16 protein-coding genes are annotated in these 17,373 nt (G+C 73.1%); 12 read left to right on the top strand and 4 right to left on the bottom strand.

Annotation, left to right across the window (positions count from 1 at the left end):
* Positions 1-32: 32 nt before the first annotated feature.
* The 3 genes from AB0C66_RS29190 to AB0C66_RS29200 all read left to right on the top strand — a co-directional run bounded on the left by AB0C66_RS29190 (position 33) and on the right by AB0C66_RS29200 (position 2,387).
* A complete protein-coding gene (locus AB0C66_RS29190; protein ID WP_362445033.1) occupies positions 33-791 on the top strand; it encodes an alpha/beta fold hydrolase in 759 nt (252 codons plus the stop codon).
* A gap of 184 nt (positions 792-975) precedes the next feature.
* Positions 976-1,623 carry a helix-turn-helix domain-containing protein gene (locus AB0C66_RS29195; RefSeq protein ID WP_362445036.1) on the top strand — a complete coding sequence of 216 codons (648 nt, stop codon included), beginning with the start codon at positions 976-978 and terminating at the stop codon, positions 1,621-1,623.
* 35 nt (positions 1,624-1,658) lie between these two features.
* On the top strand, positions 1,659-2,387 hold the full coding sequence (locus AB0C66_RS29200; protein ID WP_362445038.1) for an SRPBCC domain-containing protein: 729 nt from the start codon (positions 1,659-1,661) through the stop codon (positions 2,385-2,387).
* Between the two features lie 78 nt (positions 2,388-2,465).
* On the opposite strand, the gene AB0C66_RS29205 is transcribed toward AB0C66_RS29200, so the two are convergent.
* Positions 2,466-3,680: a DUF4032 domain-containing protein gene (locus tag AB0C66_RS29205; RefSeq protein ID WP_362445041.1), complete on the bottom strand. Its 1,215-nt coding sequence runs from the start codon at positions 3,678-3,680 to the stop codon at positions 2,466-2,468.
* A 45-nt stretch (positions 3,681-3,725) separates the two neighbouring features.
* Entirely contained in the window at positions 3,726-4,343 is a 618-nt protein-coding gene (locus tag AB0C66_RS29210; RefSeq protein WP_362445044.1) for a TetR/AcrR family transcriptional regulator, read from the bottom strand.
* 130 nt (positions 4,344-4,473) lie between these two features.
* Between AB0C66_RS29210 and AB0C66_RS29215 the strand changes: the two genes are divergently transcribed.
* The gene (locus AB0C66_RS29215; RefSeq protein WP_362445047.1) at positions 4,474-5,250 is read left to right on the top strand and encodes an SDR family oxidoreductase; all 777 of its coding nucleotides are present in this window, start codon (positions 4,474-4,476) and stop codon (positions 5,248-5,250) included.
* A 46-nt stretch (positions 5,251-5,296) separates the two neighbouring features.
* Here AB0C66_RS29215 and AB0C66_RS29220 read toward each other — a convergent pair whose 3' ends face one another.
* Positions 5,297-7,645 carry a pyruvate dehydrogenase gene (locus AB0C66_RS29220; RefSeq protein WP_362445050.1) on the bottom strand — a complete coding sequence of 783 codons (2,349 nt, stop codon included), beginning with the start codon at positions 7,643-7,645 and terminating at the stop codon, positions 5,297-5,299.
* Between the two features lie 399 nt (positions 7,646-8,044).
* Between AB0C66_RS29220 and AB0C66_RS29225 the strand changes: the two genes are divergently transcribed.
* The 7 genes from AB0C66_RS29225 (at position 8,045) to AB0C66_RS29255 (ending at position 13,618) form a co-directional block, all read left to right on the top strand.
* A complete protein-coding gene (locus AB0C66_RS29225; RefSeq protein ID WP_362445053.1) occupies positions 8,045-9,133 on the top strand; it encodes a DMT family transporter in 1,089 nt (362 codons plus the stop codon).
* Positions 9,134-9,233: 100 nt separating this feature from the next.
* Positions 9,234-10,712, top strand: coding sequence for an AlkA N-terminal domain-containing protein (locus AB0C66_RS29230; protein ID WP_362445056.1), 1,479 nt, complete (start codon positions 9,234-9,236; stop codon positions 10,710-10,712).
* A 90-nt stretch (positions 10,713-10,802) separates the two neighbouring features.
* Complete coding sequence (locus AB0C66_RS29235) at positions 10,803-11,354, top strand: methylated-DNA--[protein]-cysteine S-methyltransferase (RefSeq protein ID WP_362445059.1); 552 nt, start codon at positions 10,803-10,805, stop codon at positions 11,352-11,354.
* Positions 11,351-12,079, top strand: a complete 729-nt coding sequence (locus tag AB0C66_RS29240) for a 2OG-Fe(II) oxygenase (RefSeq protein ID WP_362445062.1) — start codon at positions 11,351-11,353, stop codon at positions 12,077-12,079. Before AB0C66_RS29235 ends, AB0C66_RS29240 begins: the two co-directional genes overlap by 4 nt.
* Positions 12,080-12,093: 14 nt before the next feature.
* On the top strand, positions 12,094-12,387 hold the full coding sequence (locus tag AB0C66_RS29245; protein ID WP_362445065.1) for an Ada metal-binding domain-containing protein: 294 nt from the start codon (positions 12,094-12,096) through the stop codon (positions 12,385-12,387).
* Positions 12,381-12,965, top strand: a complete 585-nt coding sequence (locus tag AB0C66_RS29250) for a hypothetical protein (protein ID WP_362445067.1) — start codon at positions 12,381-12,383, stop codon at positions 12,963-12,965. Before AB0C66_RS29245 ends, AB0C66_RS29250 begins: the two co-directional genes overlap by 7 nt.
* Positions 12,953-13,618 (top strand): alpha-ketoglutarate-dependent dioxygenase AlkB, encoded by a 666-nt coding sequence (locus AB0C66_RS29255; protein ID WP_362445070.1) that lies wholly within the window; start codon positions 12,953-12,955, stop codon positions 13,616-13,618. Before AB0C66_RS29250 ends, AB0C66_RS29255 begins: the two co-directional genes overlap by 13 nt.
* 84 nt (positions 13,619-13,702) lie before the next feature.
* Here the strand turns inward: AB0C66_RS29255 and AB0C66_RS29260 are convergent, their stop codons facing one another.
* Positions 13,703-15,640 (bottom strand): FUSC family protein, encoded by a 1,938-nt coding sequence (locus AB0C66_RS29260; protein WP_362445073.1) that lies wholly within the window; start codon positions 15,638-15,640, stop codon positions 13,703-13,705.
* Between the two features lie 493 nt (positions 15,641-16,133).
* Between AB0C66_RS29260 and AB0C66_RS29265 the strand changes: the two genes are divergently transcribed.
* Positions 16,134-17,369, top strand: coding sequence for a cytochrome P450 (locus AB0C66_RS29265; RefSeq protein ID WP_362445076.1), 1,236 nt, complete (start codon positions 16,134-16,136; stop codon positions 17,367-17,369).
* The last annotated feature ends 4 nt before the right edge of the window (positions 17,370-17,373 follow it).

Genomic DNA, 17,373 nt, shown 5'->3' on the forward strand with positions numbered 1-17,373 from the left:
CCGGTCGATCCCGCGGTACGAAAGGACGTCAGGTGACCGCACAGCCCACCGGCACGAGTCTGTGGATCAGGCAGTTCCATCCCGCGCCGGAGGCGGCGACGCGACTGGTGTGCCTGCCCCACGCCGGCGGATCGGCCTCCTACTTCTTCCCGGTCTCCAAGGCCCTGTCCCCCAAGGTCGACGTCCTCGCCATCCAGTACCCGGGCCGCCAGGACCGCCGGAGCGAGAAGTGCCTCGACTCCATCCGCGACCTGGCCGACGCCCTGGTCCCGGAGCTGCTGCCGTGGACGGACAAGCCCCTCGCGCTTTTCGGCCACAGCATGGGGGCGACCCTCGGCTTCGAGGTCGCGCTGCGCCTGGAGCAGAAGGGCGTGGTGCCGGTGGCGCTGTTCGCCTCGGGGCGCCGCGCGCCCTCCGCCCACCGCGACGAGACGGTGCACCAGCGGGACGACGAGGGTCTGATCGCCGAGGTGAAGTCGCTCAGCGGCACCGACTCCCAGCTCCTCGGCGACGACGAGATCCTGCGGATGGTGCTGCCCGCGATCCGCAACGACTACAAGGCCGCCGAGACCTACCGCTACGCGCCGGGCCCGCGGCTGGCCGCCCCGATCCACGCCCATGTGGGCACCAGCGACCCCAAGGCGTCGGTCGAGGAGGTCCGCGCCTGGAGCGAGCACACCACGGGTGACTTCGCGCTGCGCACCTACCCCGGTGGCCACTTCTATCTGAACAGCGAGGCGCCGCGCGTCATCGCGTCGATCTCCGAGGTGCTGTCCTCGCCGCCCGCCTGACCCGCTCACGGCTCTCGCGCCCCGTCGGCCCGGACACCGGGCCTCGGCGGGGCGCTGTTGTACGTGCGCTCCCCCGTGAATCTTCCCCGTGGACCGCGCCCCCGCCCGCCCGCGCCCGCGCCGTCCATTGACCGACAACTTTGAGAGTCTGGACAAATAAAGTTTTCGGTGGGACGGTGGAGCCATGTTGGACGTGAGCGTGATCGAGGACGCGACGGCAGCGGCCGTCTCGCTGGACCCCGTCCGGGCCAAGCTGCTCGCCGAGCTCGCCGCCGAACCCGCGTCGGCGGCCATGCTCGCCGGCCGGGTCGGACTGCCCCGGCAGAAGGTGAACTACCACCTCAAGGCGCTGGAGCGGCACGGCCTGGTCGAGTTGGTCGGTGAGCGCAGAAAGGGCAATGTCACCGAGCGGCTGATGCGGGCCACCGCGGCGTCCTATGTGATCTCGCCCGCCGCCCTCGCCGCGGTCGAGCCCGACCCGGCCCGCTTCCGCGATCAGCTCTCCGCCCGCTGGCTGCTGGCGGTGGCGGCCCGGCTGGTGCGGGACGTCGGCACGCTGATCACCGGGGCGGCACGGGCCCGCAAGCGGCTGGCGACCTACGCGCTGGACGGCGAGGTGCGCTTCGCCTCGGCCGCCGACCGGGCCGCGTTCGTGGAGGAGCTCACGCGGGGTGTCGGTGCGCTGATCTCCAAGTACCACACCGACGATGCGGAGGGCGGCCGGGACCACCGGGTCGTCGTCGCACTCCACCCCACGGTCAAACCCGGTCCGCCCGCTGTTGACCCTCCCGCCGTCGAAAAGCCCGCCGTCGAAGAGCCCCGTTCAGAATGATCGAGTCCGGTGAAATCCGGCGAAGGAGTACCACCATGTCGAAGGAATTCGAGATCGTCCGCGAGTTCGAGACGGACGCCGACCCGGAGCAGGTCTGGGACGCGATCACCACCGGCACGGCCGGATGGCTGTGGCCGATGGAGTACGAACCGCGGCAGGGCGGCGCCGCGCCCTTCGGCGGCACCGTCACCACCTGGGACCCTCCGCACCGGCTGACCGGCCGGGTCGAGGAGGTGGAGGGGATCTCCCAGCAGACCCTCAACCAGCTCGACCACATCATCGAGCCGCGGGTGGGCGGCGGATCCTGGGTGCGCTATGTGCACAGCGGCATCTTCGTCGACGACTGGGACAACCAGTACGACGGCGCCGCCAAGCACACCGACTTCTATCTGCACACGCTGCGCCAGTATCTGGAGCACTTCACCGGACGGCCCGCCGTGTTCTCCGGTGGCGACGGACCGGACGCGTCCAACGCGCCGGGCGCCTTCGAGGTGGTCGCCCGTGGACTCGGGCTCACGGAAGGCACCGCGGAGGGCGCCTCGGTCCGGGTCGAACTGCCCGGCGTCGGCCCGGCGGAGGCCGTGCTCGACTACCGCAACGCGTACTTCATCGGGCTGCGCACGGACCGGGCGATGTTCCGCCTGTTCGGCCGGAACCACTTCGGCGCCCCGGTCGGCTTCGGTGTGCACGACTTCGGCCCGGACGCCGACGCCGAGCGGACCGGTGAGGCCTGGCGGTCCTGGCTCGCGGGTCTCTTCAGCTGAGCCATCCGAGACGCCGCGGGTCGCCATGGGCCGTCGCGGACGGCTCAGCCGTGCGGACGGCTCAGCCGTGCGGACGGCTCAGCCGTGCGGACGACCGGCCAGCACGGTCCGGATGTAGTCCTCGACCGTGGCGTCCAGGCCCACGTCATGACGGACCCGCTCCGACAGCTGCCAGCGGTGTTCCAGCAGCTCGTAGTAGATCTGCGCGGTGTCGGTCGCGCCGCGCAGCTCCAGGGGCACGGCGCGCACCGTCGGCCGGAAGACATCGCGGACCCAGCGGTGGGCCAGCACCTCCGGCCGCGCGCCCAGCGGATCGCCGGGCGCGTAGTCGTCCTGGGTGGCCATCCAGGTCTCCAGGTCGTTCAGCAGACTGCGGGCCTGGTTCTCCTCCGCGTCCAGCCCGGTCAGCCGCAGCAGCTGGCGCTGGTGATGGCCCGCGTCGACGACCTTGGGCACGAAGGTGACCGCGTCCCCGTCGGGCGAGCGCTCGATCTGCATCTCCGCCACATCGAACCCCAGGTCGTTCAGGCGCCGCACCCGCCGGTCGATGTAGTGGCGTTTGGCCAGCGGATAGACCGACTGCCGGGTCAGCTCGTGCCACAGCTCGGCGTACCGCTCGGCGATGGCTCGACCGAAGAGCACCGGGTCGACCGAGGGATGGAGTGAGCCGCTGGCCTCCAGGTCCATCAGCTCGCCCGCGATGTTCACCCGGGCCACCTCGACGTCGTACTCGCGTTGTCCGGTGGTCAGCCGCGGCTGGAGCTGGCCGGTCTCGGCGTCCACCAGATACGCGGCATAGGCGCCCGCGTCCCGTCGGAAGAGGGTGTTGGACAGTGAGCAGTCGCCCCAGGCGAAGCCCGCGAGATGCAGCCGCACCAGGAGTACGGCGAGCGCGTCGAGCAGCCGCTTGATGGTGCTGGGCCGCATCGTCGTCTCGAACATCGAGCGGTACGGCAGCGACCCCACCAGATGCCGGGTGACCAGCACCGGTTCCAGCGGCTCGGCGTCCTCGCCGGTGCGTCCGGTGACCACCGCGAGCGCGTCCACCGCGGGGATCGCGAGCCGGTCCAGATCGCGCAGCAGTCCGTACTCGCGGACCGCCGCCCACTCGCCGACCTCCTTGACCGCCACCACCTCGCCGCCCGCGCGGGCGAACCGGACGACATGGCGGGAGATACCGCGGGGCAGCGAGACCAGGTGCTCGTCCGGCCACTCCTCCAGCGGGATGTGCCACGGCAGATCGAGGAGGGATGCCGGGTGCTCGGGCGAGGTGGCGGTGATCTGCAACTCCATGACACACCAGTGTGCGGTACGGGTGCGCGAGCGGAGCCGGCCCGGTCAGGGCGGACCGGCCGCCGGTCCCTCCTGACCGGGACCGGCCGCCGGTGGCCGCATCCCGTCCAGGACGACCCTGATGCAGCGCTCGGCCCGTCGTGGGTCGGCGGACAGATCCAGCACTCCGGCACCGCTGGTGGCGGCCTTGGCCAGGAATGGGAGGTCATACCAGCACAGATCCGGGCGCAGAGTGCCCACGCGCTGGGCCCGTTCGGTCAGCCGTCGCAGGAGTTCGAGCAGTTGCCGACGGGCGGCGGCCACCCGAGGACCGCCGCGGTCGTCGAGGGAGGCCGAGAGCCCCGCGTTCCCGCCGGTGCGCAACGCGAGATCGGTGAAGAAGCGGGTGAAGGCGGGCCAGTCGGCTCCCCGGCTCAGCGCCCGTTCGGCACCGGCGGTCAGTTCACCGAGCAGATCGAGGAGGACGGCCTCCATCAGCTCACCACGTTCGGGGTAGCGGCGGTAGACGGTGCCGACGCCGACGCCCGCCCGTCGTGCGATCTCGTGGTAGCTGACATCGAGGCCGTGGGCGGCGACCGCCTGGCGCGCGCCGGTGAGCACCCGGGCGGCGTTGCGCCGGGCGTCCGCGCGGGGCGGTCGCTCGGGCCGCTCTGCGGAGGGCATGTCCTCAACCCTAGACAGAATTGGACAGATTCTGTCCACATATCTACGCTGCGGAGAGGTTAACCGGACATGATCTGTCCGCTTACGGGGGTCCGTCCGCCGTCCACCGTCACCCCGAAGGAGCCCGGCCTTGCCTCATCTCGTCGGCACCACCGCAGTGATCACCGGCGGCAGCGAGGGTCTCGGTTACGCCATCGCCGACGCGTTCGCCACGGAAGGCGCCGACCTCGTCCTGATCGCGGGCGATCCGGAGAAGCTGGACCGGGCCCGGCAGACCCTGTCCCGCCACGGGACGACCGTTCGCACCCTCCGCCTCGATCTGGCCGACCACGACGCCGTGACCACCGCCGCACAGCGGGTGCTGGAGCTCACCGACCGGGTGGACACCCTCGTCAACAACGCGGGAACGGCACATTTCAGCCCGCTCGCCCAGACCTCGGCCGACACCTTCGACACCATGCTCCACCTCAATGTGCGGGTGCCGTTCCTGCTCGCCCAGGCGCTGCTTCCGGCACTCACCGCCGGGCGCGGCAGCATCGTCAACATCACCAGCTACTGGGCGGATTCGACCGGGACCGACCGCCCGTCCGCGGCCTACTCCGCCGGCCGCGGCGCGATCAACGCGATGACGCGGGCGCTCGCCGGGGAACTGGGCCCGTCCGGGGTCCGGGTCAACGCCATCGCCCCCGGCGCGGTGCGCACCGCGGCGTACGAGCGCGAGCACATCGACCCGATGAGCGCCGAGCAGCGGGCGGAACACGACCGGCGCACCGGTGACGCCTATCCCCTGGGCCGGATCGGGGCGCCGAGGGAGGTGGCCGCCGCCGCGGCCTTCCTCGCCTCGCCCCAGGCCGGGTGGACGACCGGCACCATCATGAACGTGGACGGCGGGCTGGCGGTCCGCTAGACCGCCGCGCCCGCCGCCCCTTCCTACCGCTCGGCCCCGCGGACCGTCAGGACACGTCGAGCGCGGCGCCGACGATGCTGTCGGCGTCCAGCCCGTGGTAGCGGTACACCGATTCCAGATCGCCGGACTGGCCGAACCGGGTCACCCCGAGGTGGGTGGCGCGCACCTGGTTGACACCACTGAGGAACGCCAGGGTGTGCGGATGGCCGTCGAGCACGGTGACCAGGGGGGCCGCCCGGTGCGCGGGGAACGCCGCGTCCAGGACCCAGCTGTCGCCCTCGCCCCGGCCGGAACGGGCCTGCACGGCGTCGAAGAGCAGCCCGGGGCTGGTCACACAGACGACGTCGGCGGGGGTCCCCTGCGCCTGAAGCCGCTCGGCCGCCAGCAGCGCCTCGGGCACCACCGCGCCCATCGCGGCGATGGTGACCGCGGGCTGCCCGGCGGAGCGCACCAGCGGGTACGCCCCGGCGACGGCCTGTCGGCGGCGGCGCTCACGGGCCGCCGGGTCGGTGGGCACGGCGGCGAGGCTCTGGTCCACCGGGCGGGTGGAGAGCCGCAGATAGGCGGAGGTGCCGTCGGGCCGTCCGAGCTGTGCCAGCGAGGCCAGCAGCGTCCACTCCACGTCGATCGCGAAGGCGGGCTCGTAGGTGACGCAGCCGGGCTGTTCGAGCCCGACCGAGGGAGTGGTCACCGACTGGTGTGCCCCGCCCTCGGGGGCCAGGGTGACGCCCGAGGGCGTACCGACCAGGATCGACTGTCCGCCCGCGTAGATCCCGAACGACCAGGGTTCCAGGGCCCGTTCGACGAACGGGTCGTAGAGCACCCCGATCGGCAGCAGCGGCTGGCCCCAGCGGCTCCAGGTGGCGCCCAGTTCGGCGAGCAGCCCGACCAGGTTGCCTTCCGCGATGCCGAGTTCGAGGTGCTGGCCGGTGGGCCGCTCGCGCCAGTGCAGGATGGTCTCGGGGTCGTCCTCGAACCAGTCGCGGCGGTCCTCGGCCGCCGACCACACCCCGACCTTGTTGACCCAGCCGCCGAGGTTGGTGGAGGAGCTGACGTCGGGGCAGAGCGTCACCACGCGGCGCGCCGCCTCCGGGGCCGCCCGGGTGAGGTCCAGCAGCGCGCGGCCGAGCGCGGCCTGGGTGGTGGCCTTTCCGGAGGGGGTGCGGCCGATGTCGGTGGGCAGCTCCGGAACCGGGGTGAGGGTGACCGGTTCACGCCGCAGCCGGGCGGCCACCGCGGCGCACAGCCGCCCTGCGGCCGAGTCCGGGGCGAACCGCCGCCACGGGTCGTCGAGCGACATCCCGACCCGCTCGCCCAGCTCGGCCATCTGGTCGGCCGAGAGCAGGGAGGAGTGGTTCTGCGGATGGCCCTCGCTGGCCAGTCCGTTCCCCTTCACCGTGTACGCGAAGATCACGGTGGGCCGGGTGTCGTCGATGGCACCGAGCGCCTCGTCGAGCGCCCGCAGATCGTGTCCGCCGAGGTTGCGGATGGCGGCGTGCAGGGTGGCGTCGTCCAGCGGCTCGATCAGACCGTGCAGGGCGGCGGCGTCGGGGCCGTCGCCGGGCAGCCGGGTGCGCAGCTGCTCCGGGGTGCAGCGCAGCAGCCGCTGGTACTCGGGGTTGGTCATCTCGTCGATCCGCCGCCGCAGGGCGTCCCCGCCGGGCCGGGCGAACAGCTCCCGCAGCAGCCGTCCGTATTTGACGGTGAGCACCTGCCAGCCCGCGGCCTCGAACATGCCCTGGAGGCGGTTGGCGCCGATGTTGGGCACCACCCGGTCCAGCGACTGCCGGTTCACATCGACGATCCAGCAGATCTCGCCCAGCTCGCCGACCATCGGGTCGAGGATCGCTTCCCAGCAGGCGCCCTCGTCCAGCTCCGCGTCCCCGACCAGCGAGTACTGCCGCCCGGTGCCCGCGCCGCCCGCGACGGACTCGGTGTAGCGGCGGGCCAGCGCGCCCCAGATCGGCGCGGTGGCCCCGATGCCCACCGAACCGGTGGAGTAGTCGACGGGGTCGGGGTCCTTGGACCGCGACGGATAGCTCTGGAGACCGCCGAACTCCCGCAGCGTGGTGAGATACCGCTCGTCCAGCTCCCCCAGCAGATAGTTGATCGCGTGCAGCACCGGGGAGGCATGCGGTTTCACCGACACCCGGTCCCCCGCCCGCAGCCGGTCGAACCACAGCGCCGTCATGATCGTCGTCATCGACGCCGACGAGGCCTGGTGCCCGCCCACCTTCAGCCCGGTGGGGTTGGGCCGCACCCGGTTGGCGTGGTCGATGATCGCGGTGGCCAGCCAGAGCACCCGCTGCTCCACCTCGTGCAGCAGCGCGTCCTGTGCCGCGAGCGCGTCGGAGACCTTGGCCCCGGGCGTTCTCGCGCTGGTCTTCGTGGTCATGAGGGTCGGTCTCCTCGGCGTTCGGGACCGTCGTGGTGGGACGGCGTATTCGTCAGGCGCGGTCTGGTGGGAATGCGCCCCGGTCGTGCGCGTCCTGGTGGGACGCGGCGTGGCCAGCGGATTCGGAGATCACCAGCGAGACGTAGTCTCCGTTCCGCCCGCGCGCTCCGCAAGGGCTACCGGGTCCCGGCCCCCGGCCCCGGCCCCTGTCGCCCACTGCCGGCGGCCATGGGACCGATGGTGAACGCGCCGGAGGGCAACTCCTCGCCGGTGGCCGTCCGGTAGGCGGCCGGGGCCGTTCCGGCGGGGCGCACCGCATGCGCGCGGGGGCGGGTTCCACCCCTGTCGGGCGGGTGGCGTAGCCTCTCAGCCGCCCATCGCACCGGTACGAGAGGATCCATGATGTACGCCGTCTGGCTGCTGCTCGCGGTCGTCTCCGGTGGGCTCATCGCCGTACAGTCCCGTCTCAACGGCGAGTTGGCGCACGGGACGCACGACCCCTACGCCGCGGCGCTCATCTCCTTCGGCTCCGGACTGGTGGTGATGGCCGCCGGGCTGCTCCTCTCGGGTGCCCGGCGGGCCGGACGCCGGGACCAGGTGGACGGGCGGGGGCGTACGGGTCCCGGGGCCGTGGTCCGGGCGGTGCGGGAAGACCGGCTGAAGTGGTGGCAGGTGCTCGGTGGCTGCGGTGGCGCGCTGCTGGTGCTCTCGCAGTCCCTGACGGTCACCGTGCTCGGAGTGGCACTCTTCACGGTGGCCGTGGTGGCCGGACAGACCGCCGCCGGGCTGGTCTTCGACCGCAGGGGGCTCGGGCCCGCGGGACCGCAGCCGCTGACGGCGCCCCGGATCATCGGGTCGGTCCTCGTCCTCGCGGCGGTCGGGGTGTCCACGGCGGACAAGCTGAGCGCCGACGTCCCGCTCTGGACGCTCGCCCTGCCGCTCGTGGCCGGGGCCTGTGTGAGCTGGCAGCAGGCCGTCAACGGCCATGTACGGGTCGCCACCGGCTCGGCCCCGACCGCGACCTTCACCAACTTCGCGGTGGGCGCCACCGTCCTGGTCACCGTGTTCGCCGTGCACGCGCTCGCGGTCGGGCCGCCGAGCACCTTCGCACCGGACTGGTACGTCTACTGCGGCGGACCGGTCGGGATCGTGTTCATCGGGATCGCCATCGCGGCCGTCCACCACCTCGGTGTGCTCATCCTCGGACTGGCCACCATCACCGGCCAGCTGCTGGGGTCGCTCGCGCTGAATCTGGCGTTTCCCCGGGCGGGTGCCGAGGTCACCCCCTCGACCTTCGTGGGGATCGCCGTGGCGCTGGTGGCCATCGCGATCGCCGCCCTGCCCTGGCGACGCGGCAGGGGCTCGCGGACCGTGGCCACCGGCACCCCGAATGCCACCCGCTCCGCCACCGCGCACGCCACGGCAACCGGGTCCGCGGGCCGCCCTGGATCGTCGCAGGCGCCACCGCGCGACCACTGTCCTCGCTGAGCCGGGCCACCCCTCGCCGCCTCGCCGCCTCGCCGCCCCGAACGCGGTGTCCGATTTCCGCCAGCACCGCTCCCCCGGCATGGCGCACAGTGGGAGGGTGATGAGCGAGGACAGCAGGTACGAGGCGGTGCGTGGGCGGGACGCGCGGTTCGACGGGGAGTTCTTCTTCGCGGTGGCCACGACCGGTATCTACTGTCGTCCGAGCTGTCCCGCGACCACGCCGCGGCGGCGGAACGTGCGGTTCTTTCCCACGGCGGCGGCCGCGCAGGGTGAGGGGTTCCGGGCGTGCCGTCGCTGCCGGCCCGACGCCGTACCGGGTTCTGCCGCGTGGAACGCGCGTGCCGATGTGGTCGGCCGTGCGATGCGGATGATCGGTGACGGGGTGGTGGACCGCGAGGGTGTGGCGGGGCTGGCGGACCGGCTGGGCTACAGCGCCCGCCAGGTGCAGCGGCAGCTCAACGCCGAACTCGGCGCCGGACCCATCGCACTCGCCCGCGCCCAGCGCGCCCACACCGCCCGGGTCCTTCTCCAGACCACCCGGATGCAGACCGCGGAGATCGCCTTCGCCGCCGGATTCTCCAGCGTTCGCCAGTTCAACGACACCCTGCGCGAGATCTACGCCGCCACCCCGGGCGAGCTGCGCGCCGCCGGGCCGCGGACGAAACCCATCGAACGGCCGGGGCGGGGCGGCACACGTCCCGGTGTCGCGCTGCGGCTCGCCCACCGAGGGCCGTACGCGGCCACCGAGGTCTTCGACTACCTCGCCCGGCGGGCCCTCGGCGGGGTGGAGGAGGTCATCGGCGCGCCCGGCGCCCGCACCTACCGCCGCACCCTGCGGCTGCCGCACGGCCATGGCATCGCCGAGGTGGATGAACGCCTCGGCGAAGGCGGCTGGCTGGACTGCCGGTTGCGGCTGACCGAGCTACGCGATCTCACCACGGCCACCCAGCGGATGCGGCGGCTGTTCGACCTGGACGCCGATCCCTACGCGGTCGCCGAGCGGCTGGGCACCGATCCCGCGCTGGCGCCCCTGGTGGCGGCGCGGCCGGGGCTGCGCTCCCCGGGTGCGGTGGACCCGTCGGAGCTGGCGGTGCGCGCCGTCCTCGGCCAGCAGGTCTCGGTGGCCGCGGGGCGCGGGCTGGGCGATGCGCTGGTGGCGGCGTACGGCGAACCCCTCGCCGAGCCCGACGGGGCGCTCACCCATCTCTTCCCCCGCGCCGAGGACCTGGCCGACGCGCCGCTCACCGAGCTCGGTATGCCCGGGAGCAGACGTACGACGCTGCGTGGCATCGCCACCGCGCTCGCCGACGGCTCCGTACGCCTGGACTCCGGAGCCGACCGGGAGCGCAGCGAGCGGGAGCTGCTGGCGCTGCGTGGGATCGGCCCGTGGACGGCCGGTTATATCCGGATGCGGGCGCTGGGCGACCCCGATGTGCTGCTCGCGGGGGACGTCGCGGTACGTGCGGGGGCGCGCCGCGCCGGAGTACGTCTGGAGGACGCGGAGAGCTGGCGGCCATGGCGCTCGTACGCGATGCACCACTGCTGGAACGCCCCGGTCACGGCCACGGCCGCACCATGAACACGATGTCCGAATCCCGCCAGCATCCGGTGTCCGATTTCCGCAGACTGGATAGCGATCAGGACACTTCACAGGAAAGCGAACGAAACCATGACTGTCTACACCATGTTCGACAGCCCGCTGGGCGAAATGCTGCTGGCGGGGGAGGAGTCCACGACCGCCCCGGGCGGTGTCCGGCTGGCCTCAGTCTCGGTGCCCGAGCAGCGGGGCGGGGCGACGGTCGGCGACGGCTGGCGGCGTGACGACGCGGCGTTCGCCGCGATCGTGGACCAGCTGCGGTCGTACTTCGCGGGGCGGCGCACCCGGTTCGACATCGAGTTCACCTCCGGCGGCACCCCGTTCCAGCAGCGGGTCTGGCAGGCGCTGGAGGAGATCCCGTACGGCACGACCCTCAGCTATGGCGCGCTGGCCGAGCGGGCGGGGGCGTCGCGCACCGCCGTGCGGGCGGTCGGTACGGCCATCGGCCGCAATCCGCTGCTGGTCGTGCGCCCGTGCCACCGGGTCATCGGCGCCGACGGTTCGCTGAGCGGCTACGCGGGCGGTCCGGAGCGCAAGCGCAGTCTGCTGCGGCTCGAAGGGGTCGAAGGCATCGACGGCGTCGAAGCCATGAAGGGCGTCGAGGGCATCAAGGACCACGCATGATCACCAAGAACACGGCCACCAGGGCGCGCCGCGCCCTGGACGCGGCCGACTGGCAGGCCATGGCCGGGGAGCTGGACACCTACGGCTGTGCGCTCACTCCGAAGCTGCTGACGCCCGCCGAGTGCCGCTCCCTGGCGGGGCTGTACGACCAGGAGGCGCGCTTCCGCTCGACCGTCGACATGGCCCGGCACCGCTTCGGCTCCGGCCAGTACCGGTACTTCAGCCATGAACTGCCCACCCCGGTGGCAGAGTTGCGTGCCGCCTTCTATCCGTATCTGCTGGCCGTCGCACGCGACTGGGCGGACCGGCTGGGGCGCCCCGCGCCCTGGCCGGACACCCTGGAGGCGTGGCTCACGATGTGCCACGCGGCGGGGCAGAGCCGGTCGGCCCAGATCCTGCTGCGTTACGGGGCGGGCGACTGGAACGCGCTGCACCGCGATGTGTTCGGCGAGATGGTCTTTCCGTTGCAGGTGGTCATCGGCCTCGACGAGCAGGGCAGCGACTACACCGGCGGGGAGTTCCTGCTGGTGGAGCAGCGGCCCCGGGCCCAGTCGCGCGGCACGGTCAATGTGCTGAAGCAGGGCCACGGGCTGATCTTCACCACCCGCGACCGGCCGGTGCGCTCGGCGCGCGGCTGGTCCGCCGGGGCGATGCGGCACGGGGTGAGCACCGTGCGCTCCGGCCACCGCCACGCCCTGGGCCTGGTCTTCCATGACGCCTCCTGACCACGGCCACCACGATGGCCACCGCACCGGACACCGTCCGTATGTACACGCTGTTGGACGCGGCGGGACGTCCCTACCGCGCCATGGCTCCGGGCACGCTCGGCGGCCATCGGCGGGCCAGGATCTACGGGAGGCTGGACTGTCCCTCGGCGCTGCGGGCCCTGGCCCGCGGCGGCTACCGGCGGGACCGGGTGTTCTTCGCGGACGAGGCCACCGCGCTCGCGGCCGGATACCGGCCGTACGCGGTGTGCCTCCCCGCGCGGTACACCCGCTGGAAAGCGAACCGGGAGACCACTGAGCCGTGCTGAACACCTCGCGATACCCCGATGAGCGGCCCGTCTCACCCCTGCTCGGCGAGGCCGAGGAGAGGGCGTACGGCGCGCTGCCGGGTCCCGTGCCGCACACCGCGGCCGAACTCGCCGCCGTCATCCGCCTGGTGACCGCCCTGGCGCCCCGCACCGGGACGGTGGCCGTCGGCCACGGCCGCGACACCGCCTCGCGCGCCGCCGCCGCGGCGTTCGCCACCGCCTGGCAGGAACGGGGCGGACAGCTCGTCGCGGTGGTGGACTGGCCCGAGACCGCCGCGTCGTGGCTGCGCCCGGCCCGGCGGCTGACCGCACCGGCACCGGACGCCTGGGTGGTGGCCGCCGCGCCGCTGGGCTGGATCCGGATGAGCCGGCGGTTGCGGCACAGCACCGACTGGGATCCGGGGCGCACCGTCGCGTTCGCCTCGCTGCGGGACTCGCGCCTCCCGGCGGTGGCCGGTCCCGGCACACTGCACGGCCTGCGCGGGGCCACCGCCGACGGTGGAAGCTGGGACATCCGGCACCGCTGGGTGACCTCCCACCCGGCACCGGAGGGCGGTGACCCGCGGTGGACGCGCTGATCCCCCGGCCGCGGCTGTCCGTGGCACCCGGCGCCGTCCATCTGCCCGGCTGGCTCGACCTGGACGCACAGCGCCGCCTGGTCACGGCCTGCCGCGCCTGGGCCACCGGCCCGGTGCCCATCCGCCGTACCCGGCTGCCGAACGGCGGGGTGATGTCCGTGCGCACGGTGTGCGTGGGCTGGCACTGGAAGCCGTACGCCTACACCCGGACCGCGGACGACGTGAACGGCGCGCGGGTGGCGGCGTTCCCGGACTGGATGGTGGAGATGGGCCGCCGCGCACTGGTGGCGGCGTACGAGGACGAGCGGGCCGCGGACGGCTACACCCCCGACACGGCGCTCATCAACTTCTATGACGCGCAGGCGAAGCTCGGTATGCACCAGGACAAGGACGAGCGCTCCAGCGCACCGGTGGTGTCCCTCACCGTCGGCGACACCTGTGTGTTCCGCTTCGGCAACACCGAGACCCGCACCAGGCCCTACACCGATCTCGAACTCGCCTCCGGCGATCTGTTCGTCTTCGGTGGCCCCTCGCGCTACGCCTATCACGGTGTGCCGAGGATCCTGCCCGGCACCGGCGATCCGGCGACCGGACTGACGGCGGGGCGGCTGAACATCACCATGCGCGTCACCGGGCTGACGGAGACGAGCTGACGGGCCGACACCGGCGGGGCGGATCCGGCGGGACGGGTCCCGCGAACCGGCCCCGGCGGGACAGCGTACGGCGAGTAACAGCCCCTACGAGGAGGCCAGTTGACGCGCCCGGCGCAGTCCGGCGGTGACATCCGCGAGCGTGGCGCAGTCCGCCACCGCACCGCCCACGGGCAGCGCCAGATCCGTCGGAGGGCGGCGGGCCGCCACCGCGTCGGCCAGGTCCGACAGCGCGGTCCGCAGCCGCGTCACCAGCTCCGGATCCGGGGCCGCGGCGCCCTGGTCGAGCCGGACACCACAGGCCGTCGCGGTGTCCACGATCTCCTCCAGCGCGGAGACCACCGGGGCCCACACCGCCAGGTCCCGTCCGAAGGGCGGGTGTTCGGCGCCGGACACCGCCACCGCCCGGCGGGCGTCGGCCAGGGCCCGGTACGCCTCACGGCGCAGCCGGAGCCGTTCCGGGTAGCGGGTGTCGGCGGCCAGCACCCGGTCGAGGTGGTCGCGGGTGGCACGGACGGCGAGCGAGAGCCGGACGGACACCTGGGCCCGTGGCCCGCCGAGCCCCGGCAGTGCCCCGGCGGCCAGCACCACCCCGCAGGCCAGCAGGGTGTCCCTCAGCCGGGTGTACCCGGGGTCGGTGTCCCCGCCGAGGTAGACCAGGGAGAGCAGCAGCGGGGTGAGGACGGCGGTCTGGAGCGCGAAGTGGCGCACGGAGACGGGGATCAGGGCCGAGCAGAGCGCGGCCACGGCCACCGGCCAGACACCGGGCACCCCGGCCACCGGGCCGAGGAGGGCGGCGAGCGCGCCGAAGACGGTCACGCCCACCGCGGTGCCGAGCGCCCTGGAGACGGCCCGGGAGAACAGCGGGCCCATATCCGGTTTGACGAGGAAGGCGGCCGTGGCGGGGAGCCAGTACCAGTGGTCACCGGGGAGTTCGCGGGCGAGCGCGGTGCTCACCCCGACGCACAGCGCCACCCGGGCCGCGTACTCGCGACCGGCCGCACCCGAGGCGCGGCGCAGCCGCTGCCGGAGGCCGGGGCCCACGGGACCGACGGCGGGCGCCGGTTCGCCGTCGAAGACACGGGCGGCGAGCAGTACCGCGCGGTGCACGGCCACCTTGCCCGCGGTGTCCGGGACGGGCGCGGGCAGCGGGCCGGGGGGCCGTCCGGTGCGGATCGAGCGGGCGAGCCGGGCGGGAGTGCGGGCCAGGTCGTCGGGGAGGGGCGCGTCCTCCCACAGCAGGGTGAGCGCCGCCTCGCTGAGCGCTCCGGCCACCGCGAGGCGGTCGCGCAGCGCGCGTGCGCGGACATCGGGGCGGTGGAGCGGCAGCCGGTGGGCGTAGAGCGCTTCGTAGGCGGTGTCGTACGCGGTGGTCAGTCGACGCCGGGCGGGGCGGCCGCCCTCGGTGCCGACCGCGGCCAACAGCCCGGCGAGGGCGTCGTAGACGGCGGCCACGGCCTCGCCCGCGTCGGAACGCGCGACCGGGCGGCGTCGGAACAGCCGGGCCGCCCGGGGCAGCAGCGCCGCCATGGTGATCACCCAGACGGCACCGGTGAGGACCAGCCCGGCACGGGCCGCCGGGGGTTCCGGCAGGGGCATTCCTACGCCGACGACGCACAGCACCATCAGCTGCACCCCGGCCGCCGAGCAGACCGGCCCGACGGCGCTGAGCGCACCCGAGAACAGCCCGACGGCGGCGAGCGCGCCCACGATCGCCGCGCCGAGGCCGAGGGTGCCCAGCCAGGCGCCGGTGAGCATGCCGACGGCTCCGGCGAGGGCGGGCAGCCCGATGCGGACGACCCGGGTGGCGCGAGTCGCGGGGCGGTCGTTGATATGGGCGAACATCGCGCCGATCCCGGCGGTGACCCCGGCGGAGGTGTGTCCCGAGGCGGCTCCGGCGGCCACCACGGGGCCGACTCCGAGCGCCCCGCGGACGACGGCGCCCCAGGGCACGGGGCCGCCGGTCCCCCATACCCCGCGCAGGGGATGGATCAGCCAGTCGGGCGGAGCGGGGCGAACGCGCAAGGGTCCTCCGTGGTGCGGTTACCGCGTCGGCACGGATGCGGTGGGCGTGCGGTTGCGGTCTGGGTACGAGTAGTGCTTCGGAATCCCGATCGCGTGGATATCAGGCCAGGTCTCCTCGACCGTAAGGGAGTCATGCGGAACTTCCGTAACCCGTGTATTTCCGCCATGTGAGATCTGGGTGATCCCGGGGCGTCCGGCGGTGGTCGTACACCGGAGCGGGGAGGGGCGCGGGGCGCCGGTCAGCCGGGGGATGAACGGCACACGATCGCCCCGATATTGGTGATGACCGAACCCGATCACACAGGTCCATGAAGCGCACATGCCACGCTCATATGTGTCCGAAGCGTGGCCATCTTTAGACGGAGCGTGTTGTGTTCCCCGGCCGGACCCAACTAGCCTCCGTAACCGCCGCGTTACCGAACGCACGTTTAGTACCCCGTCGGTACACGCGTTGAGCAACTGCTCCAGGCCCTACACCGGCAACGGAGGAGAGATGACCGACACCCTCACGGACACGGCGAGCGGCACCGGCCCGGAACCGGGCTACCCCATCGACAGGAGCCCGCACTGCCCCTTCTCCCCACCCGCCGGACTGCGGGAGTTACAGGCGACGGCACCACTGCGGAAGGTCCGGCTGTGGGACGACAGCGATGCCTGGCTGGTCACCCGGTACGAGGAGCTGCGTGCCCTGGCCGGAGACCCCCGGATCAGCAGTGACATCCTGCACCCCGGCTATCCGCAGGTGAGCCAGGGCAGTCTGGAGCGCGCCCGCCGCCAGACGTCCTTCATCGTGATGGACGACCCCACCCACGCCCGGCTGCGCAGACTGGTCACCGCCCCGTTCACGGTCAGGCGTATCCAGGCGATGCGCCCCGCCATCCAGCAACTGGTGGACGAGCTGATCGACACCATGTTGGCCGGGCCCTGCCCCGCCGATCTGGTGCGGGAGTTCGCGCTGCCGCTGCCGTCCCTGGTCATCTGCCGGCTGCTCGGTGTCCCCTACGCCGACCACGCCTTCTTCCAGCGCAACAGCGCGGCCCTGCTCAACCGCAACTCCGCGGCCCGGGCCACCGAGGCCCAGCGGATCCTGATGGACTATCTGGACGGGCTGGTGGGCGAGAAGCTGGCCCGCCCCGCGGACGATCTGCTCTCCGTGCTGGCCACCGGGCAGGTGGGCCCCGGTCTGCTCGAGCGGCGGGACCTGGCGGCCATCGCCATGCTGCTGCTGGTCGCGGGGCATGAGACCACCGCCAACATGATCGCGCTGGGCACTCTCGCGCTGCTCCGCCATCCCGAGCAGCTCGCCGCGCTGCGCGCCACCGACGACCCGGCCCGCGTGGCCGCGGCGGTGGAGGAACTGCTGCGCCATCTCACCATCGTGCAGACCGGGCTGCGCCGGGTGGCGCTGGAGGACATCGACCTCGGCGGTCAGCTGATCCGCGCGGGCGAGGCCGTCATCCTGGCCATCGACGCGGCCAACCACGACGCGGCGGTCTTCGCCGAACCCGACACTCTCGACCTTGGCCGTGACGCCCGCCACCACGTGGCCTTCGGCTACGGCGTCCACCAGTGTCTGGGCCAGCAGCTGGCCCGGGTGGAGCTCCAGGTCGTCTACAGCACGCTCTACCGGCGCATCCCCACGCTGCGCCTGGCAGCCGACCCGGCCGCACTCCCCTACAAGCACGACTCCATCGTCTACGGGGTCCATGAACTACCTGTCGCCTGGTGAGGCG

It is taken from the genome of Streptomyces sp. NPDC048636, assembly GCF_040650655.1.
Taxonomy (GTDB): Bacteria; Actinomycetota; Actinomycetes; order Streptomycetales; family Streptomycetaceae; genus Streptomyces.